Origin of the sequence: Streptomyces xanthophaeus, assembly GCF_000725805.1 — a bacterium.
Taxonomy (GTDB): Bacteria; Actinomycetota; Actinomycetes; order Streptomycetales; family Streptomycetaceae; genus Streptomyces; species Streptomyces xanthophaeus.
Genome location: NZ_JOFT01000059.1, coordinates 1 through 24,577 on the forward strand (window position 1 = coordinate 1; position 24,577 = coordinate 24,577).

At 71.2% G+C, this 24,577-nt stretch carries 20 protein-coding genes and 1 pseudogene; 14 read left to right on the forward strand and 7 right to left on the reverse strand.

Translation table 11 applies throughout. The features are described from left to right. Positions 1–1,104, reverse strand: a pseudogene (locus tag IO30_RS0127940) (Fe-S oxidoreductase); the annotation flags it as partial. A 528-nt stretch (positions 1,105–1,632) separates the two neighbouring features. Further along, entirely contained in the window at positions 1,633–2,454 is an 822-nt protein-coding gene (locus tag IO30_RS0127945) for an AfsR/SARP family transcriptional regulator (RefSeq protein ID WP_031147404.1), read from the reverse strand. A gap of 275 nt (positions 2,455–2,729) precedes the next feature. Between IO30_RS0127945 and IO30_RS45620 the strand changes: the two genes are divergently transcribed. The 14 genes from IO30_RS45620 to IO30_RS0128015 all read left to right on the forward strand — a co-directional run bounded on the left by IO30_RS45620 (position 2,730) and on the right by IO30_RS0128015 (position 19,761). Continuing rightward, positions 2,730–2,933: a hypothetical protein gene (locus IO30_RS45620; protein ID WP_157853388.1), complete on the forward strand. Its 204-nt coding sequence runs from the start codon at positions 2,730–2,732 to the stop codon at positions 2,931–2,933. Between the two features lie 983 nt (positions 2,934–3,916). Next, positions 3,917–4,921 carry a mevalonate kinase gene (gene mvk / locus IO30_RS0127955; protein WP_078904273.1) on the forward strand — a complete coding sequence of 335 codons (1,005 nt, stop codon included), beginning with the start codon at positions 3,917–3,919 and terminating at the stop codon, positions 4,919–4,921. Then, entirely contained in the window at positions 4,914–5,966 is a 1,053-nt protein-coding gene (mvaD, locus tag IO30_RS0127960) for a diphosphomevalonate decarboxylase (protein ID WP_051902636.1), read from the forward strand. The genes mvk and mvaD overlap by 8 nt, the downstream gene beginning before the upstream one ends. Continuing rightward, a complete protein-coding gene (locus tag IO30_RS0127965; protein ID WP_031147410.1) occupies positions 5,963–7,078 on the forward strand; it encodes a phosphomevalonate kinase in 1,116 nt (371 codons plus the stop codon). The genes mvaD and IO30_RS0127965 overlap by 4 nt, the downstream gene beginning before the upstream one ends. After that, positions 7,075–8,166, forward strand: coding sequence for a type 2 isopentenyl-diphosphate Delta-isomerase (gene fni, locus IO30_RS0127970; protein WP_031147412.1), 1,092 nt, complete (start codon positions 7,075–7,077; stop codon positions 8,164–8,166). Before IO30_RS0127965 ends, fni begins: the two co-directional genes overlap by 4 nt. Beyond that, a complete protein-coding gene (locus IO30_RS0127975; RefSeq protein WP_031147414.1) occupies positions 8,163–9,224 on the forward strand; it encodes a hydroxymethylglutaryl-CoA reductase in 1,062 nt (353 codons plus the stop codon). The genes fni and IO30_RS0127975 overlap by 4 nt, the downstream gene beginning before the upstream one ends. Before the next feature lie 3 nt (positions 9,225–9,227). After that, positions 9,228–10,406 carry a hydroxymethylglutaryl-CoA synthase gene (locus IO30_RS0127980; RefSeq protein ID WP_031147416.1) on the forward strand — a complete coding sequence of 393 codons (1,179 nt, stop codon included), beginning with the start codon at positions 9,228–9,230 and terminating at the stop codon, positions 10,404–10,406. 131 nt (positions 10,407–10,537) lie between these two features. Beyond that, the gene (locus IO30_RS0127985) at positions 10,538–11,545 is read left to right on the forward strand and encodes a 3-oxoacyl-ACP synthase III family protein (protein WP_031147418.1); all 1,008 of its coding nucleotides are present in this window, start codon (positions 10,538–10,540) and stop codon (positions 11,543–11,545) included. 341 nt (positions 11,546–11,886) lie between these two features. After that, a complete protein-coding gene (locus IO30_RS0127990) occupies positions 11,887–12,708 on the forward strand; it encodes an AfsR/SARP family transcriptional regulator (RefSeq protein WP_031147420.1) in 822 nt (273 codons plus the stop codon). Between the two features lie 147 nt (positions 12,709–12,855). Beyond that, positions 12,856–13,605, forward strand: a complete 750-nt coding sequence (locus IO30_RS0127995) for a thioesterase II family protein (protein ID WP_031147422.1) — start codon at positions 12,856–12,858, stop codon at positions 13,603–13,605. A gap of 137 nt (positions 13,606–13,742) precedes the next feature. Next, positions 13,743–14,693 carry an aromatase/cyclase gene (locus IO30_RS0128000; RefSeq protein WP_031147424.1) on the forward strand — a complete coding sequence of 317 codons (951 nt, stop codon included), beginning with the start codon at positions 13,743–13,745 and terminating at the stop codon, positions 14,691–14,693. Between the two features lie 344 nt (positions 14,694–15,037). Then, on the forward strand, positions 15,038–17,908 hold the full coding sequence (locus IO30_RS42220; RefSeq protein ID WP_078904842.1) for a condensation domain-containing protein: 2,871 nt from the start codon (positions 15,038–15,040) through the stop codon (positions 17,906–17,908). An 88-nt stretch (positions 17,909–17,996) separates the two neighbouring features. Further along, positions 17,997–18,308 (forward strand): DUF6059 family protein, encoded by a 312-nt coding sequence (locus tag IO30_RS0128010; protein ID WP_031147428.1) that lies wholly within the window; start codon positions 17,997–17,999, stop codon positions 18,306–18,308. Positions 18,309–18,519: 211 nt separating this feature from the next. After that, on the forward strand, positions 18,520–19,761 hold the full coding sequence (locus IO30_RS0128015; protein ID WP_078904275.1) for an AfsR/SARP family transcriptional regulator: 1,242 nt from the start codon (positions 18,520–18,522) through the stop codon (positions 19,759–19,761). 97 nt (positions 19,762–19,858) lie between these two features. On the opposite strand, the gene IO30_RS0128020 is transcribed toward IO30_RS0128015, so the two are convergent. The 5 genes from IO30_RS0128020 to IO30_RS43860 all read right to left on the reverse strand — a co-directional run. Next, positions 19,859–21,376 carry a DHA2 family efflux MFS transporter permease subunit gene (locus tag IO30_RS0128020; protein WP_031147431.1) on the reverse strand — a complete coding sequence of 506 codons (1,518 nt, stop codon included), beginning with the start codon at positions 21,374–21,376 and terminating at the stop codon, positions 19,859–19,861. Positions 21,377–21,438: 62 nt separating this feature from the next. After that, positions 21,439–21,906 carry a TetR/AcrR family transcriptional regulator gene (locus IO30_RS0128025; protein ID WP_031147433.1) on the reverse strand — a complete coding sequence of 156 codons (468 nt, stop codon included), beginning with the start codon at positions 21,904–21,906 and terminating at the stop codon, positions 21,439–21,441. A 252-nt stretch (positions 21,907–22,158) separates the two neighbouring features. Further along, positions 22,159–23,070: an aromatic prenyltransferase gene (locus tag IO30_RS0128030; RefSeq protein WP_157853389.1), complete on the reverse strand. Its 912-nt coding sequence runs from the start codon at positions 23,068–23,070 to the stop codon at positions 22,159–22,161. Between the two features lie 167 nt (positions 23,071–23,237). After that, positions 23,238–24,311, reverse strand: coding sequence for a polyprenyl synthetase family protein (locus IO30_RS0128035; RefSeq protein ID WP_234321852.1), 1,074 nt, complete (start codon positions 24,309–24,311; stop codon positions 23,238–23,240). A 167-nt stretch (positions 24,312–24,478) separates the two neighbouring features. Further along, positions 24,479–24,577: adenosylhomocysteinase (locus IO30_RS43860; protein WP_078904277.1), on the reverse strand; the 99-nt coding region annotated here is incomplete at its 5' end.

Genomic DNA, 24,577 nt, shown 5'->3' on the forward strand with positions numbered 1-24,577 from the left:
CAGCGCAGCCGCGGGAACGTCCTTCAGCTGCTCCGCCGTCGCCTTCTCATTGCCCTCCATGTCCTTGCCGCCACCCGCCAGCAGATACGGGGCCTTGGCATGCGCGTGGTCACGCAGCGACATGATCAGCAGCTTCGGGGAAAGCGGCTTGCCCGTGTTCCACGCCGGGCACTGCGACTGGCAGCGCCCGCACTCGGTGCACGTGGAGAAGTCGAGAATGCCCTTCCAGGAGAACTGCTCGACCTGCGAGACACCGAAGACGTCGTCCTCGCCCGGATCCTCGAAATCGATGACCTTGCCACCACTGGTCATCGGCAGTAGCGCACCCAGCGCCACCGCCCCGTCGGCGTTCCGCTTGAACCAGATGTTCGGGAAACCCAGGAACCGGTGCCACGCCACACCCATGTTGGTGTTCAGCGAGACCACGATCATCCAGACGAAGGAAATGGTGATCTTGGTCGCCGCGACGAGATACGTCACGTTCTCCAGCGTCGAGACGTCGAGTTCGGAGAACGCGACCACCAGCGGGTACGAGAAGAAGTACGCGGGCTCCCAGTGGTCGACGCCCGCGAAGGCGCCCTCGATGCCGCGCAGCGACATGATGCACAGGCTGACCGTGAGGACGACCGTCTCGATGAAGTAGGCCTGGCCGGTCTTGGACCCGGCGAAGCGCGACTTGCGCTCGGCGCGGCCGGGCCGCGACAGCTGCCGGATCACGATGAGGGTGAGGATGCCGACCACGGTCAGCGTGCCGATCACCTCGACGACCAGCTCGTAGGGCAGCCAGTGTCCGATGATGGGCAGCCGCCAGTCGGGCTTGAAGAGCTGACCGGTGGCGTTCACCAGGGTGATGATCAGCGTGTAGAACCCGATCGCAACGGTCCAGTGCGCCACGCCCATGACGCCCCACTGGTTCATGCGGGTGTGACCGAGGAACTCCTTCACCAGCGTCACGGTGCGCTGGTAGGGGTTGTTGGTCCGCAGGCCCGCCGGTACGGGCTGGCCGAGCATGAAGTAGCGGACCATCTGGGCGATGGCGCGGATGAACAGCACGGAGCCGACGATTTCAAGCGCCAGCGAGACAATGATCGCCGCGAGTTGCATGAAGGCTCCTCGAACCTGCGAGCGGAGTGTATTAATTACCGAGTGGTAACTTCGGTCGACACACTACCGAAGATCACAGGCGTGTTGAAGGCACACAGCCGGTGATCTGCCTCGCTGGGGCCGCCTCGGTCCAGGCCCTCCGGCGTCGTTCTCCGGATCACGAACGACCTGTGCATCACGGGGCAGTTGAACCGGACGCGCCCCTGAGCGCAGCCCCCGGCCCCTGCCCGTACGGAGCGTCCTCACGTTACAGGGCTGGGCGGTCGCGGACCGCGGGCCGGGTTCGAGCAGCGCTCAAGATCAGCCAGCCACAGTGGTTCCGTGGGGAGCGGCCGACGCCTGCTGGCAAGTGCGCCCGAGGAAGCGACCCACGCCCCGGGACCGCCCACACGGTCACCCCCGGACTTTGTGGGCGGCCGGGGAATCCCTCCGGCCCGACGGCCGGATCCTCGGCGCCGGCCGTGGTACCGGCCGCCGCTACCGCTCCTCCCCGACGGCAGCGACGGCGCAACCGGTCCTGAGCTCCTGTCAGGCCGCGTACAGATCGAAGGTCGAGCTGCGGTGCGGCCCTCCGATGACGTCCAGGCGCGGGTCCACCGCGAGCATCGCCTGGTGCAGCCGCCGCAGCTGCGGAGAGGGCTCCACGCCGAGCTCCTCGATCAGCCGCTGGCGCAGCCTGCGATAGACGTCGAGCGCGGTGGCCTGCCGTCCGGAGCGGTAGAGGGCCACCATGGCCTGCGAGTGCAGTCCCTCGTGCTGGGGGTGGCGGGCGATCAGGTCGGTGAGCTCGGCGATGAGTTCGGCGTGACGGCCCAGCCGCAGGTCGGCGTCGATCCGCCGCTCACGGGCGACCAGACGGCTCTCCTCCAGGCGCAGCACCTCGATGTCGAGGATCGGGCCGACGCGTACGTCGACGAGTGCGGGCCCCTCCCACATGTCGAGCGCCTTGCGCAGGCAGGTGGAGGCGTAGGCGTCCTCGCCGCTCTCGAAGGCCTGCTGGCTTTCGGCCACCAGGCTCTCGTAGCCGTGGACGTCGACCGATTCGGTGGGCACCTGGAGCATGTACCCGCCGTACCGGGTGACGAGCACGTCCTTGGCCGAGCCCGAGGCGCCCGGACCCATGGCGGTGCCCAGGCGGCGGCGCAGTTGGAGGATGTACGTCTGGAGGGTGGTCAGGGCGCTCTGCGGCAGGTCGGTGCCCCAGATCTCCTCCATCAGCGTGGGCACGGGGACGACCCGGCCGGGGTACAGGGCGAGCAGCGCCAGGATCTGGCGGGGCTTGCCGGCGGTCGGGACGATCGACACCCCGTCGACTTCGGCATTCAACGAACCCAGGACTTTTATCTTCATAATTCCCTCCACGCCTTGCCGGTCTCCATTACGAAGCGATACCGAAGTCCTTCGACACTGTAGTCTTCAGGCCATTTTGTCATTGGAGTTGACCACATATGAGGGGCACAATATCCTCCCGCGATCCACCCCCCTGCGAAACTCCAGTACACCTTGAGCAAATGTCGAAAACGCTGGAGCCACAAAACAAAAGCAGTGGAATATCATTTCCCGCGGTGCACCGTGGCTGTAATCTCGCCCCTTCGTGATGGCCCACGACATCAAGGGGTGGCACGGTGCAGGAGACCACGGACGAAACGGCGAACACGCAGGTGGCGGCCGGACGGACAGCAGCGTCCCCGGGCGGCGCAGTGGGCCATGACGGACTTCTGGCCCTGCCCGGCCTGCCCGATCACGCGGTCCTGCTCGCCCTCCTGGCCGCCTGGAACCAGCGCGGCGTGCACGTCGGCTTCCCGGAGCTGACCGGCGACCGCCCCTGACGCCGGACCGGAGAAATCCGGCGCCGCGCTCCGCGAGGAGCCGGGCGGAGCGCACCGCATCCACGGAGCCCGCTGCACTTCCGGCCCACGCCCGCTAGGAAATCCGTAAGTTCCGGCTCAAGGCTCACCGGAGCGAAGGGCGCCCGCGGTGCATTCCGAACCCGCCCGCGGCCCGGCCGGACCGGTGCGGGCCGCTCCGTACGCGTCCGGTTTCGTCCGGAACATCCGGGCCCTGTCCGAGGGCGCCCGAAAGGATGTCCGCGCGGGGCGGGCGGCTGACCGCCCCGCGGCGAGGGGCCGCAGCAGTACCTCGTCCGGCGGCAGCGGATCCGTCCCGGCGGAGGGCGGCAACAGCGGCCCCGGCCTGCGCGGGAGCAGCGCCCCGGCCCCTCCGAGGAGGCCTGCGGCGCCGCCCGCCGGGCGCACGGATCAGGCGTCCGACGCCGCTGGCGCCCCACCGCCCGCGTGCCCGTTCCGGGCTCCGCCGGCCCTCAGCGGGGCCGACAGCGCCCGTGCGCGCAGCGGCGCGCCGGACCCCGTCCCGAGTAACCCACGTCACCCCGGGCTCTCTTGGCGTGGAGGTGCGACCCGTGTCACTATTCACGCACATCTCCCCTGCCCAAAAACAGATCCGGGCCTGGGAGTTGAGTGCCGCGACGGCCGGGCCGCGCGGATGCGAGCGAGTCCACGACCGGGTACGGCACCTGCGTCTGCGCGCTGCGATCACTTTCGTACGGTGACGGACGCGCACGCCGGATCCCGGCGGGGGACCGACCGGCGACGGGTGCACACGACCCCGCTCGCCATCTCTCCGTCACACGTTCGGACTCGCGCCCTGCGCGGCGGCCGGAGCCGCTCCGCCTCGCCCGGAATCCTGCCCCACCCGGATCAGCCGCGCCCTGAAGGGCTCCGCGCTGGTCCGTTCCTTCCTGGAACTCAAAACCATGCGATCTACGCAAATACGATAATGGGAGCTGAGCGCGTTGACTCTACCAACCTCAGCGGCGGGGGTATCGGAAAGCCACTGGGCTCGCTCAGTCGGCACCGGCCGCGCCCACGCGAAGTCCATTCTGCTGGGCGAGCACGCGGTCGTGTACGGAGCTCCGGCGCTGGCCCTTCCAGTGCCTCAGCTGCCCATCACCGCAAGCGCCGGCTGGTCCCCCCGCACCCCTGCGGAGCCCAGCGGGGTGTCCTTCACGATGACCGGCTCCGCGTCGAGGCAGGTGAGGACCCAGGGCTCCGAGGGACTGCGCCGACTGGCCGCCGAGTTCAGGGCGGTCACGGGCATCGCGGACGCCTCGCACCTCGACGTGATCATCGACGGTGCCGTCCCGCCCGGCCGGGGACTCGGCTCCAGCGCGGCGTGCGCGCGTGCCGTCGTCCTGGCCCTCGGTGACCTCTTCGGCCACGAACTGACCGAGGAGACGGTCTTCGAGCTGGTGCAGAGCGCCGAGAGCGTGGTCCACGGCCGGGCCAGCGGCGTCGATGCCGTGTCCGTCGGCGCCACCGCCCCGCTGCTGTTCCAGGCCGGTGAGACCCAGGAACTGGCCGTCGGCTGCGACGGCCTGTTCATCATCGCGGACAGCGGCGTCATGGGCAGCACCAAGGAAGCGGTCGACCTGCTGCGCGAGGGGTTCCAGAAGCACCCCGGAGCCCAGGAGAGCTTCGTGGGCCGTGCGACGGAGCTGACGGACGAGGCCCGGGCGGCCCTCGCCGACGGCAAGCCGGAGGAGTTCGGATCGCGGCTCACCGAGTACCACGGTCTGCTGCGCGCGGCCGGTCTCAGCACCGACCGCATCGAGGCCCTGGTCGACGCCGCCCTCGCGGCGGGCAGCCTCGGCGCCAAGATCACCGGAGGCGGACTGGGCGGCTGCGTCATGGCCCTGACCCAGCCCGAGCAGGCCAGGGAGGTCACCCGGCAGCTGCACGAAGCCGGTGCCGTCCAGACGTGGGTCGTACCCCTGAGGAGGAACGGCAGCAATGCCTGAGCAGCAGAACACCCTGATCCTGCCGCGGGAAGCCGGCGGCACGGCGGGCGCCACCGCCGTCGCACAGCCGAACATCGCGCTGATCAAGTACTGGGGCAAGCGCGACGAGCAGCTGTTCCTGCCCTGGACCAGCAGCCTGTCGATGACCCTGGACATCTTCCCCACGACCACCCGGGTCGAGCTCGACGCCGAAGCCGGTCACGACGAAGTGACCTTCAACGGCGTCCCCGCGACGGGCGAGGCACAGCGGCGCATCGTCGCCTTCCTCGATCTCGTACGGGAGCGGGCCGGGCTCCCCCACCGGGCCGTCGTGGACACCCACAACACCGTGCCCACCGGAGCGGGCCTGGCCTCCTCCGCGAGCGGGTTCGCCGCGCTCGCCGTGGCCGCCGCCGCCGCGTACGGACTCGGTCTCGACGCCACCGGGCTCTCGCGCCTGGCCCGGCGCGGATCCGGCTCGGCGTCGCGGTCGGTCTTCGGTGGCTTCGCCGCCTGGAACGCCGGCACGCACACGGCTCCGGCCGCGGAGGCCGACCTCAGCTCCTACGCCGAACCGGTGCCCGCAGCGGACATCGATCCGGCGCTCGTCATCGCCGTGGTCAACGCGGGCCCCAAGGACGTGTCCAGCCGTGTGGCCATGCGCCGTACGGTCGACACCTCGCCCCTGTTCGAGCCGTGGGCCGAATCGAGCAAGGCCGACCTGGTGGAGATGCGGGCGGCGCTGCTGCGCGGCGACCTCGACGCGGTCGGCGAGATCGCGGAGCGCAACGCGCTCGGCATGCACGCCACCATGCTGGGGGCGCGCCCCGCGGTGCGCTACATCTCGCCCGCCTCGCTCACCGTGCTGGACAGCGTGCTGCAGCTGCGGCGGGACGGGATCTCCGCCTACGCGACCATGGACGCCGGACCGAACGTCAAGGTGCTCTGCCGCCGGGCGGACGCCGACCGGGTGGCCGAGGTCGTACGCGATGCGGCGGCCGGGGGTGCGGTGCACGTCGCCGGGCCCGGGCAGGGCGCCCGTCTGCTGAACGAAGACGGACGATGACCTCCGGACGGACGGTCGTCCGCAGCGCCCCGGGCAAGCTGTTCGTCGCGGGCGAGTACGCCGTGGTCGAGCCCGGCACCCCGGCGATCCTGGTGGCGGTGGACCGGGAGATCACGGTCACCGTGTCCGGCTCCGAGGGAGCCGACGTGGTGATCTCCTCCGACCTCGGTCCGCGGGCGGTGCGCTGGCAGTGGCGCGAAGGCGTCCTCCACGTCCAGGACGAGGAGGACGAGGAGGGTGCGCGCGGCGCACTGGCCCACGTGGTGTCGGCGGTCGAGACCGTGGCCGGGCTGCTGGCCGAGCGCGGGCTGCCCGTTCCCACGCTGGACATCGGCGTCAGCAGCAGGCTGCACGAGGACGGCCGGAAGTTCGGGCTGGGGTCGAGCGGCGCGGTCACGGTGGCCACCGTGGACGCCGTCTCGGCCTTCTGCGGTGTGGAGCTGTCGCTCGACGCCCGGTTCCGTCTGGCCCTGATCGCCAACGCCCGGATCGACCCCAAGGGTTCCGGCGGCGACCTCGCCGCCAGTACGTGGGGCGGCTGGATCGCGTACCAGGGGCCCGACCGGGCCTTCGTCCTGGACCTGGTGCGGCGCGAGGGCGTCGAGGAGGCGCTGCGCGCACCCTGGCCGGGGTTCGCCGTGCGCCGGCTCCCGCCGCCGAACGGCCTGTCCCTGGAGGTCGGCTGGACCGGGAACCCGGCGTCCACCACCTCCCTCGTGTCCGGTCTGCACCGGCGGACCTGGCGGGGCACCGACTCGCACCGCGCGTTCGTGGAGACCAGCACCGACCTCGTGCGCGCCGCGATCGCCGCGCTGGAGGCCGGTGACGGCCAGGCCCTGCTGCACCAGGTGCGGCGGGCCCGGCAGGAGCTGGCCCGCCTGGACGAGGAGGTCGGCCTCGGCATCTTCACGACCGAGCTGACGGCGCTGTGCGAGGCCGCCGAGGGCGTCGGCGGAGCGGCCAAGCCCTCGGGGGCGGGCGGCGGCGACTGCGGCATCGCCCTGCTGGACACCGGGGCCGCGCACGACATCTCACACGTACGGCAACGGTGGGCCGCCGCCGGGGTGCTGCCCCTGCTCGTCCGTCCCACCAGCGAAGGGATCGAGGAATGAGCGCTCAGCGCAAGGACGACCACGTCCGGCTCGCCATCGAGCAGCAGGACACACGCAGGGGAATCAACCAGTTCGACGAGGTGTCGTTCGTCCACCACGCCCTGGCCGGGATCGACCGGCCGGACGTGTCCCTGGCCACGACCTTCGCCGGGATCTCCTGGCAGGTGCCGCTCTACATCAACGCGATGACCGGCGGCACCGCGAAGACCGGTGCCATCAACCGGGACCTGGCGACCGCTGCCCGTGAGACGGGTGTGGCCATCGCTTCGGGGTCGGTGCACGCCTACTTCAAGGACCCGTCGTGCGTGGAGACCTTCCGCGTGCTGCGCCAGCAGAACCCGGACGGGTTCGTCATGGCGAACGTCAACGCGACGGCCTCGGTCGAGAACGCCCGGCGCGCCATCGACGTGCTGGAGGCCAACGCCCTGCAGATCCACATCAACACGGCGCAGGAAACGGCCATGCCCGAGGGCGACCGGTCGTTCGGCGCCTGGGTCTCGCAGATCGAGAAGATCACCTCGGCGGTCGACGTCCCCGTCATCGTCAAGGAGGTCGGCAACGGCCTGAGCCGTGAGACCGTCCTGACGCTGCAGCAGCTCGGGGTGCGCGTCGCGGACCTCGGCGGCAAGGGCGGCACGGACTTCGCCCGCATCGAGAACGGCCGCCGCGCACTGGGCGACTACGCGTTCCTCGACAACTGGGGTCAGTCCACCGCCGCCTGTCTCCTGGACTCCCGGGACACCGGGATGCCCCTGCTCGCCTCCGGCGGCGTGCGCAACCCGCTGGACGTCGCCCGCGCGCTGGCGCTCGGCGCCTCCGGCGTCGGAGCGTCCGGGGTGTTCCTGCGCACCCTGCTCGACGGCGGTGTCGACGCGCTGATCGCGCAGATCTCGAACTGGCTGGACCAGCTGGCGGCTCTGCAGACCATGCTCGGCGCCCGCACCCCCGCAGACCTCTCCAGCCGGGATCTGCTGATCCACGGCACCCTTCGTTCCTTCTGCGCCGACCGGGGCATCGACACGCGGCAGCTCGCCCAGCGTGCCCGGTCCGTCGACGCCCTCCACGAGATGACGGGAAGCACACGATGACTGAAGCACACGCCATAGCCGGGGTCCCCATGAAGTGGGTGGGGCCCGTGCGCATCTCGGGGAACGTCGCCGAGACCGAGACCCACGTGCCGCTCGCCACCTACGAGACGCCGCTGTGGCCCTCCGTGGGCCGCGGGGCGAAGGTGTCCATGCTGGCCGAGAAGGGCATCGTCGCCACGCTCGTCGACGAGCGGATGACCCGCTCGGTGCTCGTCGAGGCGAAGGACGCGCAGACCGCGTACACGGCCGCCCTGACCATCGAGGCGCGGATCGAGGAGCTGCGGGAGGTGGTCCGCGCGGGCAGCAGGTTCGCCCAGCTGCTCAACATCCGGCACGAGATCAACGCCAACCTGCTGTTCATCCGCTTCGAGTTCTCCACCGGCGACGCCTCCGGCCACAACATGGCCACCCTCGCGTCCGAGGCGCTGCTGACGCACCTGCTGCAGACCATTCCGGGGATCACCTACGGCTCGATCTCCGGCAACTACTGCACGGACAAGAAGGCCACCGCGATCAACGGCATCCTCGGCCGCGGCAAGAACGTGATCACGGAGATCCTGATCCCGCGCGAGGTGGTCACCGGTGTCCTGCGCACGACGGCCGCCAAGGTCGTCGAGCTGAACATCCGCAAGAACCTCCTCGGGACCCTGCTCGCGGGCGGCATCCGCTCGGCGAACGCCCACTACGCGAACATGCTGCTCGGCTTCTACCTCGCGACGGGCCAGGACGCGGCGAACATCGTCGAGGGTTCGCAGGGCATCACCATGGCCGAGGACCGGGACGGCGACCTCTACTTCTCCTGCACCCTGCCGAACCTGATCGTCGGCACGGTGGGCAACGGCAAGGGCCTCGGGTTCGTGGAGACGAACCTGACCCGCCTCGGCTGCAAGGACGACCGCGAGCCCGGGGCGAACGCGCGCCGGCTCGCCGTCATCGGGGCGGCGACGGTCCTGTGCGGCGAGCTCTCGCTGCTCGCGGCGCAGACGAACCCGGGCGAACTCATGCGATCGCACATCCAGCTGGAACGCGAAACCCAGACAGTAAAGGTTGGTGTTTGAGGCATGTCCAACAATTCAGCCGTCGGCATTCACGATCTGTCCTTCGCGACGACGCGGTACGTCCTGCCGCACGCGGCACTCGCCGAGTACAACGGCACCGAGATCGGCAAGTACCACATCGGCATCGGCCAGAGGTCGATGAGCGTGCCCGCCGCGGACGAGGACATCGTCACGCTGGGCGCCGCCGCCGCCGCGCCCATCATCGCCCGGCACGGCAACGACCGGATCCGCACGGTCGTCTTCGCGACGGAGTCCTCGATCGACCAGGCGAAGGCCGCCGGCATCTACGTGCACTCGCTGCTCGGGCTGCAGTCGGCCTGCCGCGTCGTCGAGCTCAAGCAGGCCTGCTACGGGGCGACCGCCGCCCTGCAGTTCGCCATCGGCCTCGTGCGGCGCGACCCGGACCAGCAGGTCCTGGTGATCGCGAGCGACGTCTCGAAGTACGAGCTGGACAGCCCGGGCGAGGCCACGCAGGGCGCGGCCGCGGTGGCCCTGCTGGTCAGCGCGGACCCCGCGCTGGTGCGCATCGAGAACGCCTCGGGCCTGTTCACCGCCGACGTCATGGACTTCTGGCGGCCGAACTACCGCGACGCGGCGCTGGTCGACGGGCAGGAGTCCGTCCAGGCGTACCTGCAGGCCGTGGAGGGTGCCTGGAAGGACTACGGGCAGCAGGGCGGCCGCTCCTTCGAGGACTTCGCCGCGTTCTGCTACCACCAGCCGTTCACGAAGATGGCCTACAAGGCGCACCGTCACCTGCTCAACCACGTCGGCCTCGTCGACACCGACAAGGACGACGTGGAGCGCGCCATCGGCCAGACCGTGGCCTACAACGCCGTCATCGGCAACAGCTACACCGCCTCGGTGTACCTGGGTCTGGCGGCGCTGCTGGACCAGGCGGAGGACCTGACCGACCGGGCGATCGGCTTCCTCAGCTACGGCTCCGGCAGCGTCGCGGAGTTCTTCGCGGGCACCGTCGTGCCCGGCTATCAGGCCCACCTGCGGAGCGAGGCGAACCTCGACGCGATCGCCCGGCGCAAGCAGGTGACCTACGCCGAGTACCGGGAGCTGCACGAGCGGTCCTTCCCGACCGACGGCGGGGACTACTCCACGCCGACGGAGACGACCGGGCCCTTCCGCCTGGCCGGTCTCAGCGGTCACAAGCGCATCTACCAGACGCGCTAGAGCATGATCCGAGCCCGCAGGTACGTGGGCAGCCCGAGCGGCTGCCCACGTACGGGCGTGTCACTCACGGCCGTGCGCCTGCCGGCCTTTCACACACCGGTCTCCACACCACCTGAGGGGAGGGCAGCCGCATGAGCGATGTCAGGATTCTCGGCACGGGTGCCTACGTACCTGACCGTGTCGTCTCCAACGACGAGGCCGCCGCGGCAGCCGGGGTCGACGACGCATGGGTCGTCAGCAAGACCGCGATCCGCGAACGGCGCTGGGCCGCCGACGGCGAGGCCACCTCGGACCTGGCCGCGGCCGCGGCCCGGGCCGCGCTGGAGTCGGCCGGGATCACCGCCGACCAGCTGTCCGTGATCGTGGTCGCCACGTCCACGCCGGACCGGCCCCAGCCGCCCACGGCGTCCTACGTGCAGCAGAAGCTCGGTGCGTCGGGCGCGGCGGTGTTCGACGTCAACGCGGTCTGCTCCGGGCTGGTGTTCGCGCTGTCCGCGGCCGAGGGGGTGCTCGCACGGCGCGGCGGGCACGCGCTGGTCATCGGGGCGGACCTGTACTCGCGGATCCTGAACCCGGAAGACCGCAGGACGGTCATCCTCTTCGGCGACGGCGCGGGTGCGGTCGTGCTGTCCGCGGAGGGCCACGACGAGGCCCGAGGGGGCGGGGTCCGCCGCGGGGCGCGCATCCGGCACATCGCACTGCATTCGTTCGGCGACTGCTCGGACCTCATCGAGGTGACCGGCGGCGGCAGCCGCGTGCCGCTGGACCAGGAGGGCCTGGAAGCCGGTCTGCAGTACTTCACCATGGACGGGCGGGGCGTGCGGAGCTTCGTCGCGGACAACGTGCCGCAGCTCGTCAAGGAGTTCCTCCACGAGGCCGGGGTGGTGCCCGACGAGATCCGTCACTTCGTGCCGCACCAGGCCAACGGCGTCATGCTCGACAGCCTCTTCGCCGACCTGGGGCTGCCCCGGGCCACCATGCACTGGACGCTGGCCGAGTACGCCAACACGGGAGCGGCGTCCGTCCCGATCACCCTTGACGCGGCCGCCCGCGCCGGTGCCTTCAGCCCGGGCGACCTGATCCTCCTCGCCGGGTTCGGCGGCGGCATGGCGGCGGGCTTCGCCCTGCTCGAATGGTGACGTGACCGCACGGCCCCGCCGGCGCTGCCGACCCCGCACGGGTGATCCCCGTTCTCCAGGGCAGGCAGCGGCGGGGTAAGGCGTCGAATTCTGCGGAAACCGTGTTCGACGATCACGGGATGAGGCCTCGAACCACGGCGGACGACGCATCGACGGACGTCCCTTTTCCGCCATGTGTCACGGGCGATGACCGCTGCTCTTCCCCGCTCTCTTGCGTCCCCTTGGAAGCCTGCTCAAGCTCCGTTGAAGGAACCCGCACCTCCGGTATGGATGCGGCTACCGTGCCAGTTCGCCGACGACTTTCCGCCATGGGGAGTACCAGACGACGAACGGAGGAAGCCATGGACATTCAGCTTCTCGGTCCGCTGTGTGCCACCGTGAAGGGGGTGTCGATCGTGCCGAACGCGGGGAAGCCCCGCCAGATTTTCACCCTCCTCGCTCTGTACCCGGGCCGCGTCATGCCCGTTTCGACGCTGATGGAAGAGATCTGGGGGACGGAGCCGCCGCCGAGTGCGATGACGACGCTGCAGACCTACATCATGCAGCTGCGGCGCTGCCTGGGCACCGCGATGGGACCCGAGGCCCCCGGCGAGGCGAAGAACATCCTGGCCACCCGGCACGGCGGCTACCTGTTGCAGACCCCGCCGGAGTCCGTGGACGTCCATTCCTACGAGCGGCTGGTCGTCGAGGGCCGGGAGGCCTTCGAGCAGGGTGAGGACGAGCGCGCCGCCCGCGCCTTCCGGCAGGCCCTGGCCCTGTGGCAGGGGCCCGCCCTGGTGGACGTACGGCTCGGCCCGATCCTGGAGATCGAGGTCATGCGTCTGGAGGAGTCCCGGCTGGTGACGGTCGAGCGGCGGATCGACGCGGACCTGCGGCTCGGCCGGCACGCCGAACTGATCGTCGAACTCACCGACCTGATCGCCCGCCACCCCCAGCACGAGGGCCTGCACGCGCAGGCGATGCTGGCCCTGTACCGGTCCGGACGGCAGGCTTCCGCCCTGGACGTCTACCGGAAGGTGCGGGAGCGGCTCATCGAGGAGCTCGGCGTGGACCCCTCCCCCCAGTTGCAGCTCCTGCACCAGGCCATGCTCGCCGTCGACCCGGAACTCGAAGTCGCGGCCGGCCCGCGGCGCGGCTCCACCTTCGACCGTTACGCGGCCTGAGCGCCGGGAAGCCGCCCGGCCCGGCCGGCCGCGGCCCGGGCACCTTCCCCGGAAAGCCTCAGTCCGTCTTCAAGCGGTGCTCCAGCCCGTCCGGCCATTCTCGAACCCTGCCTCGTACGACCAGCGGCGGAGGTACTGGAGGATGCCATGTCGGAGGAACGGCCCATACGACTGCACTGTTTCGCGCACTCCGCGGAGGGTGTCTCCGCGTTCAGCGGCTGGACGGCGGACGTCGGCCCCGGCGTGGAGCTGGTCCCTGCCGCCCTTCCGGGCTCTGCGGACCGCCGCGCCGAAGCGCGGGTGACCACGCACAAGGAACTCCTCGCCGACCTGCTCCCCCGGTTCGCCGGCCCTGAGGCCGGCCCCTTCGTCCTGTACGGGCAGGGTCTCGGCGCGATGGTCGCCTTCACCCTGACCCGCGCCCTGCACGAGGCGGGCCTCCCCGGCCCCGCGCTGCTCGTCGTCGGCGCCTGCCGGCCGCCGCACGTGTCCTCGGAGCTGCCCGACGTGCGCGCGTTGACGGACGCCGAACTCCTGAACGTCCTGGAAGGCGACGGCGCGGTGCCGCCCGGCAGCGACGAAGGGGTCTGGCTGCGGGCGATGCTGCCGGAGCTCCGCGCCGACCTGGAGCTCGCCCAGTCCCTGGAAGAGGCCGCCCGCGCACCCCGTCCGGCGGGACCGCTCACCACCCCCCTGCTCGTCGTCGCCTCGGCCGACGACCCCCTGGCGCCACCCCGGACCGCCGACGGCTGGCGGCGCTGGACCGAGGGTCCCGCCCGGCTGCGCGTGGTGCCCGGCCGCCACTTCTTCGCGGGCGAACGCGGACTCCCCCGGCTGCTGGGCCGGGCCTGCCGCACGGCGGACCGCCTCGTCCGGCAGCCGGTGCCCGTCGGCTGAGGCCGCCCTCGACGCCGGAACCAAGCGCGAGGATGTCCCGTGGTGCGCTTCCCCCTGCTCGTACTCAAGCGGTCTGCATCCTGCCGCTGAGTTCTGCCGGCGTCCCCGCCGGCGCCATGTGAGGAGGTGTTCAGGTGATGACTGAGCACGCGCACAGAATCCCGTACAAGGTCCGCATGGCTGCGCCCGCCGGTGTGGTCTACGGACTGATCGTCGACGCGGTGAAGTGGCCGCTCTACTTCTCCCTGAGCGTCCACGTGGAACGGCTGGAGCTCGACGGCGAACGGGAACGGCTGCGGATCTGGTCCCTGGTCGACGGCCGGCTGGAGTCGTGGATCTCCTGGCGGCGCCTGGACCCGGTGGAGCGCTGCGTCGAATTCCGGCAGGAGGTACCCGCGGCGCCGCTGGACTCGATGGGCGGCGCCCTGACCGCACGCGCGCAGGGCCCGCACACCACCGAGCTGGAGCTGCAGTACGACTTCCGTGTCACCGGCGGCCTGCCCGAGGACGTGGTGTGGGCGGACGGGGCCGCCGCGCGGGCCAGCCTCACGCAGCTCGCCGACCTGAAGGCCCTCGCCGAGCGGTGGACGCGCCTGGACGAGCTGGTGGTGTCCTTCGAGGACTCGGTGCGCGTGCACGGTCCGGCCGAGCTCGTCTACGACTTCCTGTACCGCGCCGGGGACTGGCCCGAGCTGGTGCCGCACGTGACCCGGGTCGACCTCAGCGAGGACGCACCCGGAATCCAGCGCATGACCATGAACACGCTGACCGAGCACGGTTCGCGGACCACCGACTCGGTGCGGATCTGTTTCCCGCACGCGGGCCGCATCATCCACAAGCAGACGGCTCCGTCGCCCCTGCTGGAGGCACACACCGGCGAGTGGTCGGTCATCCCGGACGAGACCGGGGTGACGGTGGTCGCGCAGCACAGCGTCGTGCTCCGCGAAGAGGACATCGCGACGGTGCTGGGCGAAGGCGCAGGCCTCGCGGAAGCCCGCGCGTACGTGCGCGAGGCGGTCGGCCGGCCGGGCCTGGACCTGCTGGCGCAGGCGAAGAGGCACGCGGAGAGCGCCGTCCGCATGCTGTGACGGCGAACCGGGAAGAACAGGTCACCGCTTGGGCGCCGCTTCACCCCTGCTTGGGAAAACGGACTTCGGGTGAGGACTGGCACTAGCGTGCCTAACCGGACCGGTGCGGATACGTGCGGACCAGGAGGTGCCATGGAAGCGAGGCAATACGGCACGGCCCCCCGAGGGCCTGTCCCCGGCGCCGAGGTTCCGGCGGCTCCTGCCGCGCAGGCCCCGCCGGCCGTGTGCGCCGCCCGACCACCCCGCACGGGGCGAGCGCGCACGACCTCGCATGCTCATCCAGCGCCAACTGAGAGGAGAAGGGGCCCCGCCAGCCGCAGCGGACCGTACGTCCCCGACCGCGCATGACTGTTCCCCGCTCCTCATCTGCGGCTGTCTCGGTGGTGGTCGACCCGGGGTCTCCCCCGTACACCGCCCCTTGGGACCTCGAACTGCGCGGACAGCTCGACCCGGGCGCGCTGGAGCACGTATTGGGCGAGCTGGCCTCCGGTGACCCGGACCGGTCCGCGTGGCAGCACCGGCTGCTGCGGCACGCCCCCGACCACCACACGCTGCGGTTCACCGTCCCTGCGGGATCGTCCTCGTCCGCCGCGTCCGTCGTGGGACGCATCGCGGACCTGGTGACCGGCCCGCCCGGCGCCGGGCTCCCGCCCGGCCCTGCTGACGGGACGGCGACCCCAGGGCTGCGCGAGCTGGCCGTCGACCCGGCCGAGGTCCGGCACTGGACCGCGGTCGCCGAGCGCAGGTCGCGGGCGGCCGCTTCCCGCCGTTCCGCCCAGGTGACTTCGCCTGGCGAGGTTCCCGGCGCTGCCCTCCCGGCGGACGGCGACGGCGTCCGGAGCCAGGTCGGGCACATCGCTTTCACCCTGGACGAGGGCCCGACCGACCGGATCGTGAACGCCTTGGCCGTGCGGTTCGGGCTGAGCGCCGGGCAGGTGCTGACGGGCTCGTTCGCCCTGGCCCTGGCCCGCTGGCAGGGCGTCGACGAGGTCGGCTTCGACGTGCGCAGCATCCCCCGTGACGAGCCGGGGAGCCCGCGGCCCCACGCGGGCCGGGTCGCTGATCCGTACCCGGTGCAGCTCACGCTGCCCTCCGGCCTCGGCCCCCTGGAGCAACTGGCCGCCCTGGCAGGCCCGCTGGCCGCCGGGGCGGGGCGCACGGCGGACGGTGCGGGCTTCGGGGCCTGCCGCGAGTGGAGCCCCGACCCGCTGCTACGGGACGTCCTGCACGCGCTGGAGCCCGCCCGGGCACGTCTGACGCTGCCCGGACCGGGCGGAGCGCTGCCCGCAGGATCGCGGCCCGTGCACGGTGTCGAGGCGCGTGCCGGGGTGGTCGACGGCAAGCTGCACGTCGGCCTGGACTGGGTGTCCGGTCAGCCCGGTGGAATCACCGAGACCTCCGCGGGCGCCTTCAGGGACCTGCTGCGGGAGGTGCTGGAGGACCTGGCCGCCACGTCGGGCGCACCGGTCCCCTCCGTCTTCCCGGCCACGCCCCAGCAGTCGGCGCTGTACGCGAGCGGTGACGGACGTCCCGGCACCGGCCGGCACGTCGAGCAGCTCGTGTGGGCCTGGCACGGCTCGCTCGACGCCGAACGCTTCGCCGCGGCCTGGCAGTCGGTCTTCGACTGCGAGGCGGTGCTGCGCACCGCGTTCACCGGTGGCCCCGAACCCCAGCTCATCGTGCACGGCCGGGTCACGCCGGAGATCACCTGCCAGGTCCACCGGAGCGACGGCTGGTCAGCCCTGCTGGAGCGCGACCGGCTACGCGGCTTCGACCTGCGCTGCCCGGGACCGCTGCGCCTGACCCTGCTGAAGTCGGACGAGATCCCGTCCACCGGCACCGCCGCACCCATCCGGATCCTGCTCACCTACCACCGGGCCCTGCTCGACAGCTGGAGCGCGCACATCCTGCTGCGCGAGTTCTACCGGGCCTATCTCGCGGGCGGCTCCCTGCCCGGCGGTGAGCGCCGTCCCAACCTGTCGGACTACAACACCTGGATCGCGGCCCAGGACCTGGAACCCGCCCGGGGGTTCTGGGCGCGCTCGACGCCGCCCGACGGCGCGGCGTCCTGGCCCGGCCGGCCCTCCGGTGCCACCGGGCTGACCGGCGTCGGCCGGGCCCGGCTGCGTCTGGAGCCCGTGGAGAGCGCCCGGCTCGCGCGCTGGGCGGGCGCCTGGGGCACCACGGAGAGCAGCGTGCTCCAGGCCGTCTGGGCGATGCTGATCCACCGGGCTTCCGGTGCCACCGGGCCCGCCCCGGTCACGTTCGCGGTGACCGTTTCGGGGCGCGGCGTGCCGCTGGAGGACGTGGCCCGGATGCCGGGGCCGCTGCGCAACGCGCTGCCCATGTCCGTCGAGGTGGATCCGGCGGGCACCGTACCGGGCCTGCTGCGCCGGCTCCGTGACCGGGCCCTCGACATGGCCGCCTACGAGTGGGTCCCCGACGCGTGGATCCGTACGCAGGGCGGGCGGGCCCACGGCGCCGGTTCCGTCGGCACCGTGGTCGTCTTCGAGGATCCGCCGCACACGGTGGAGGGGCTGGCGGAAGAACTCGCCGCCCACGGCGTCCGGGTCGGCTACCCGGGCACCATCCCGGCCCGCTCCACGGCGCCCATCGGGCTGCTCGCGCAGCACGACAGCGCCGGGGGCCTGGTCCTCACCGGGGTGCACGACCGGGCCCTGCTCAGTGAGGAGGCGGCCGCCGAGCTGCTGCAGCAGAGCGCCCTGCTGCTGCGGGAGATCCCCTTGCGTCCGGGTGAGGCCACCACGGTCGCGGACGCGCTGGGGCTCCTGGAGGGCAGGGACGTGCCGCGCATGGCGCAGGGCGTCGCGGCGGGCCCGGACGGTCCGCTGGTCACCTTGCGCGCTGCGCGGGGGGAACGGGCGGGCACGATCTGTCTGATCCCGCCGCCGGGTACCCCTGCCACCTGCTACGACCTGCTGGTCCACAGCCATACGGGGCCTGAGGAACTGCTCGTGCTCACCACCGGCGCCGAGGGTGCCGAGCGCGCCCTGGCCGCGCTCGGCGACGGGCGGTCCCTGCTGCTCGGAGGGTTCTCCGGGGCCGGGGCCCTCGCCTGCGACGTCGCCTGGCGCATCGCGGCGGACGGCGGCCGCCATCCGCGGGTCGTGCTCGCCGGCGCGGCCGCGGACGAGGTCCAGCGGGCCCGCGATCTCGCCCGGGCCCTCGAGGAGGCCGCGGACCCGGGCGCCTGACGCGGTGCGCCGCCACAGCCTCGCTCCACCGGGCCGCGAGCGAACCTTGGAACTCTTTGGGTTCAGCCACGAGCGAGGGTGCGGAGGGATGGACGTGAAGCGGATGATGCGGGCCGGTCGGCTGGCGCTGAGGAAATACTTCGTGCGTCCGTTCGCCCAAGGCCTGGTGTCCCTCGGGGTCATGTACGTGGGCTCCGACGCGTTCCGCCAGCCGCAGATCGCCACCGCGCTGGCCGCGCGTTCCTGCGACCCCTACGCGTGGTACGCCTTCGGGGACATGCAGGCGCTGCAGTCGGCCCCGGTGGGGCCGCCCCCCGCCCACCCCGAACGGCTGTGTGAGGACGTTCCGCTCTCCGATCAGGAACAGCGGCTCGCCCGCGAGCTCTGGCCGACTCAGTAAGCAGCCTCCCGCCGCCGGCCTTGCACCGCCGCCGCGGGCTCTCCAGCCCTCCAGGATCGGCCGTGCGCCTTGAGCATGGCTAGAGGACGGATTGGCGCTGACTTGGCGTACGGACCCTGCCTGCGCCAAGTCGCGCACAATGACTGAGGAATTTGCCTGCCCAGAATCCACGACAGGTGAAATGCGGCCCGTGGAAATGGAGAGTTCACGGATGGCGAACGACAAGGTCGATGCCGGTATCGCGAGCCCTGGTAACCCGGACGCATGGCGCATCGCGGAGCTGGAACGCGAGGTCCGCGAGCTTCGCCGCACCAACAAGGCATTGCGGCGATGTGTGGCAAGAGATCTCGAACTCGAACTCGATCCCGAAAACGCCGTTGGAGGCCGTGCGGCCGCCGGTTCCGGCATGGCGAACGGCATGAGAGACGGCCTGAGGGACGGCGTCACGCAGGGCGTGACGAAGAACCTTGAGAACGCCGGCCGCAACGATCCGCCCGCGGCTTCCCGCCGGGCGGAACCGCGCGCCATGGTCGCCTTCCGTGCCCTGGGCCCGATCGAGGCCGTCGTCGGTGACCGCCTCGTCGACCTGGGAGCACCCAAGCAGCGCGCCCTGCTGGCGCTGCTGGTCAGCAGGGTGGGCCGGCCGGTGACGTTCGACGTGATCGTCGAGGAGCTGTGGACGGGCCGCCCGCCGCCGTCGGCCGTCGCCTCCGTCCAGGCGTACATCGCCAACCTGCGGCGGGCCCTGGAGCCCGGCCGGACGCCGCGCACCCAGCCCACGGTGCTGCGCACCTACGGACGCGGCTACCTGCTGGACAGCAGGGTCGTCGAGGTCGACGTGGAGCGGTTCAGCGAACGGGCCGTCGCGGGCTGGAAGGCGCTGGACCGGGGCGATCCGCAGGGCGCGGTCCGCGAGTTCGAGGGGGGTCTGGCGCTGTGGCGCGGGTCGGCCTATGCCGAGGTGGCGGACACCGTCTACGTGCGGCCGGACGTGGCACGGCTGGAGGAACTGCGGCTGTCGGTGGTCGAGGGGCGCTGCGCGGCCCTGCTCGCGGCCGGTGCCCACGAGATCGCGGTGGCCGAGCTGGAGGCCTTCGTCCAGGACCATCCCTTGCGCGAGTACGGCTGCGAACTGCTGAGCCTGGCCCTGTACCGGGCCGGCCGGCAGGCCGACGCCCTGGCGGTACTGCGCACCAACCAGCGGCGGCTGGCCGAGGAACTGGGGATCGATCCGCGGCTGGCGCTGCAGCTCCTGGAGAAGCAGATCCTCAACCAGGCGCCTTCCCTGGACTGGCAGCCGCATGCCCGGGTGGCCGTGAAGCCGGCCCGGCGCGCCGCGACGGTCTCGGACCAGCGCGGACTGCACTGGGGCGGCGCCCTCCGCCAGCCGCCCCATCACGGGGTGCTGCCGCGGGGGGACTTCCTGCGCCCGCGCCTGCCGGCGGAGCTGTAGTCGTACGCCGCACCAGTACGAAGCATGAAGCACGAAGCCCCGCCCCCGGCAGGTCCGGGGGCGGGGCTTCGTTCGTGCCGGGCTGTCAGGCGCCCGGTCAGACCTTGGCGGCCTCGGGGGCGGACGCATCTGCCATCAGCTCGGCGGCCTCGGCGTGCGCGTCGCGCTTCTCGGCGCTCACCTTGCCGAGCAGGAACAGCGCGATCAGGCCCGCGACGGCGAGTACGCCGGCAGCGACGTACAGCGCGTTCGCGTATCCGTCGGACGCCACCGCCGCGAGGTTGCCGTCCCCGGCGTGGTCGTTGACGTAGCGCAGGGCGATGGGCACCAGGGTGGCGAGGCCGAGGGCCGCACCGATCTGCTGCATCGAGGTCTGCACACCGGAGGCCAGACCGGAGTCCTGCCCGGTGACCTCGTGCAGGCCGCCGTTGATCAGCAGCGGGAAGCCCATGCCGTTGAAGAGAGCGAACACCACGAGGCCGGGGAGGACGCCGCCGACGTAGCTGGCGTCGGGACCGAAGCCGTTGGCGGCGATGAACTGCCCCAGTGCGGCGCCGAAGAAGGCGATCACCACGAGTGGCTTCACGCCGAGCCTGGGCATCAGCGCGGTGGACACGCCCATGCCGACACCCGTCGCGATGGTCAGCGGGATGTAGGCCAGACCCGTCTCCATCGGCGAGTAGTGCAGCACGTGCTGGAGGTACAGCGTGGCCACGAAGGCGTACGTGTAGAACGACGCGAACGACATCATGCTCACGACGTTGCTGGTCACGCGCGTGCGGTTCTTGAAGAACCGGAGCGGGATCATCGGGTCCGCTACGCGCGACTCCCACAGGACCGTGAAGACCAGCGCGGCGAAGCCACCCAGCAGCGGCAGCAGCACCGCCGAGGAACCCCACGGCTCTTCGGCAGCCTCCAGGAGGCCGTACACGACACCGACCAGACCGACGGTGGTACCGAAGGCACCGATCAGGTCCAGGCTCTGGCCCTCACGGCGGGCCATCCGGCTCTCCGGCATCAGACGCGGGATCACCGCGAGCGCCAGCAGCACGATCGGGATGTTGATGTAGAAGACCCAGCGCCAGTCGATGAAGTCGGTCACCAGACCGCCGACGACCGAGCCGACCGCACCGCCGAGCGCGGCCAGTCCGCCCCAGATGCCCAGGGCCTTCGCGCGCTCCTTGCCGTCGGTGAACAGGACGGCGATGAGACCGAGCGCGGCCGGGGCCGCGAGCGCCTCACCGAAGCCCTGGAGGAACCGGCCGGCGACGAGCAGACCGGACGTGTTCGCGGCACCGCACATGATCGAGGAGATGCCGAAGAGCAGCACGCCCGCGACGAAGACCCGGCGGCGGCCGAGGAGGTCCGCGATGCGCCCGCCCAGCAGCAGGAATCCGGCGGCCATCAGCAGATAGCCGTTGACCACCCAGGCAAGACCCTCGGTGGTGAAATCGAGGTCGTCCTGGATGTTGGGGAGCGCAATGTTCACCACGGTGACGTCCAGCATGAGCATGAACTGCACCGCAGTGAGCACAGCCAGCGCTTTCCAGCGCAGGGGATTGCCGCCGGACTGGCCGCCTGCGTGGTCTAGTGAATCATTGCTTAAAGTACTCATGATGTTATTGGTCTCCCAGTGATCCGAGGCCGGACGGTTCCTGCCGCTGGCCGGTGTTTCCGCTAGCCGATGATGTAGCGCTCGACCGTGGGCGTGAGAAGCTCGACGATCTCGTCGACCGATGCCGACGCGATCGGCTCCACGCGCAGGACGTAACGCCACAGGAACACGCCCCAGAGCTGCGAGGCCGAGGCGTTGATGGCGATCGCCTTGATGCTGAGCTTGCCGGCGAGCTCGTCGATGCTCAGCGGGTCCTCGTCGAGGGCCACTCCCGCCTGGGCGAACACCTGGGCGGAGAACAGCTTGCGCATCGGCTCCGCGCCCTCGTCGCTGGCGACGGCGATGCGCACGGCCTCGAGGAGCTGCGGCTGCCATTCGGGGTCCTCGAAGAACTCGAGGGTGATCCGGGCGATGGTCTCGGCGAGCTTTTCGCGCGGTCCCAGGTACGCCGCGGCGCCGGCCTTCGCGAATGCCTCCCCGTACGCGGTTATGATGGCCTGCGCCTTTTCGACTTCAGCTGCTGTAGACATGTACTCACTCTCCGGGTCACAACCTTGGCTTTGCCGGTATGGTCGCCCATTCCGCTTGCTGTCGACTTGTCAGTCGCTTGGCGTGGACTTGGCGCCCGCTTGCACTCCGGCCGGAGATGTCGTGGCGGATTCCTCGCCAAACAGTGCGGGGCTGCTTCTCGCGTCGGCGCGAGAAGCAGCCCCGGTCTCATGGGCACGAAGTCTTGGGCGGAACCCGCACCGGCTGCGGGTACTCACATCACTGGGACGTGCTTATGCGGCGTCGTCTTCTCGGCTCGCCGCGAAGGCGGCCTTCGAGTCCCCTTGCGCCTTCTGGTAATAGGCGGCGAGCTTGTAGTACGCCTCGCCGGACGGTGCCAGTGCGACGGCGGAGACGAACTCGCGGCCGCCCGCGTACGAGTGGGGGACCCCGCTCGCGAACTTCTCGATCTCCGGGTGGAAGGGAGCGGGGAGCTCCCCCGGGTCCTGGGTCTTCACGGAGAAGCAGATGCGCTCGACCACCGAGGAGTCCCAGTTGAACGTCGGGTACATCGAGAACGACCGCTTCACGAACTCGGCGACCTGGGCGTCCGGCTCCGGGAAACCGAACGTGCGCAGCAGTTCGAGCTTGGTCTCCGTCGCCACTTCCCCCACGCCGAGGTACACGTTCAGCGTGCGCTTGGCGTAGTTGACCCCGATGGCCGACACCGTGTCCTGGAGGCCGAGGCGGGTGAGCGTGTCCACGTGCTCGGATATGCCGGGCGGCACGGACGGGATGGCGGCGAATTCCGCCAGCGGCGGGTAGTCGCCGATCGGGAAGAATGCGTAGGACTTCTTGAAGCCGCCGAGGATGCCGTACTCGACACCGTAGCTCGCAACGGCGTGGCGGGCCTGGATGTCCGTCAGCAGTGCGCCGACGGGGTGGTCCGTGCCCTTGATGAGGCCGTTCGCCAGGGCGGTGGCGTAGGGGTCCGCGCCCTTGGTGCTCACCGAGAAGTCGAAGTCGAGCTCGCCTCGATGGGCCTCTCCGGCCGCCATGCTGAAAACGATGTGGGCTTCGCGGAGCTCGTCCCCGAATGCTGCCACCGCAGGTGCGAACTGCTCGGGCGAGCAGGGCACGCCCAGCAGGTCGGCCGTTTCCTCAACCGCCGAATACACCTTGTCCAATCCAACGGGTTCTGGCATGAGCTTCTCCAAGGGTGAGCCTATTTATGCGACATCCGCCAGCACCCTCGCTCGCCCCTCTTGGCAATGGCTTGGGGGCGAGCAGGCGCTGAAGGGGATGTCGAATTGTTGTGGGTGCAGATGCGCTGCGGGTTCCGGTGCCGTTTCCGGCCCCTGTTTCCCGGAAATCACTTGTTGCGGTAGGCGACGCGCAGCGCCATGTCCGCGAGCTCGTCGCGCCACTCGGGGGCGATGGGGGCGTCACCGATGGCCTTGCGGCCCCGCTCGACGAGGTCGCCGATGTGGCGCTCGACCTCCTGGGGGACACCGGTGTCGATCAGGCGGCGGCGGACCTCTTCGGGAGTGTGGCCCGGCTCGGTGATCAGGGTGTGGATGTACGCGTCGCGCTGGAGCGCCCAGCCGAGCAGCAGGGTCATCTTGTGCTGGCTGAAGTCGAGTCCGGCGGGCTTGCCCGTCTCCTTGGAGTCGCCGAAGGCGTCCAGGAGGTCGTCGCGGAGCTGGAAGGCCTCGCCGATCGCCTCGCCGTACTCCTCCAGGGCGGGGGCGAGGTCGGCGCGGCCGGCGGCCGCGGCGCCCACGACCAGGGGGCGGTGGATGGTGTAGCGGCCGGACTTGATGAGGGCGATGAGGCGGGACAGGCCCGGGTCGACGTTGAACTCGGCGGCCGCGGCGACGTCCATGTACTGGCCGATCATCACCTCGGAGCGCAGGTGGTGCCACTCGGCGAACCCGCCGGAGGGGGCGTGGGACATGAGCTCGTCGGAGTAGACCAGCGCGAGGTCGCCGACGAGGAGGGCGACGCCTTCGCCGAAGCGCCGGGACTCGCCCTGCCAGCCGCTGGCCTCGTGCAGGGCGGAGTGCTGGACGTGGACGGCGGGCTTGCCGCGGCGCTGGGTGGAGTCGTCGAGGATGTCGTCGTGGATGAGCGCGGAGATGTGCAGCAGCTCCAGGGCGGCGGCCGCGTCGATGATGCCGGGGGTGTCCGCGTCGCCGCCCGCGGCGAGGTAGCCGGTGAGGCAGAAGGCGGGGCGGACGAGCTTGCCGCCCGCGGTGACCAGGTCGATCAGGGCGTCGATGGCGACGACCGCGTGTCCGTCCACCGCGGCGTAGCGGGCGCGTTCGGCCGCGAGGAAGGAGCCCAGCCGGTGCTCCACGCGCTGAAGCAGGTCCTCGACGGTGCGCCGCGTGGAGGCAGCCGGCTCCTGGTCGGTGGCGGCCCGGCGGGTCACTTCAGTGGTCACGACAGATCTCCTTGGACGGGGCTGGTGGGCGGAACGCGGAGGGGATGGCTGCAGCGTGCGCGGTCGGGATGCAGCGGGAGTGGAGCGCGTGGTCGCGGGACGGTCGCGCGGCCGGGGACCCCGCCGGGCCCGGGGGCCGGGCCCCGGGCGGGACCCGGCCCGGCCGCTCAGTAGCGGTAGTGGTCCGGCTTGTACGGGCCCTCGACCGGGACGCCGATGTAGTCGGCCTGCTCCTTGCGCAGGGTGGTGAGGCGGACGCCCAGGGC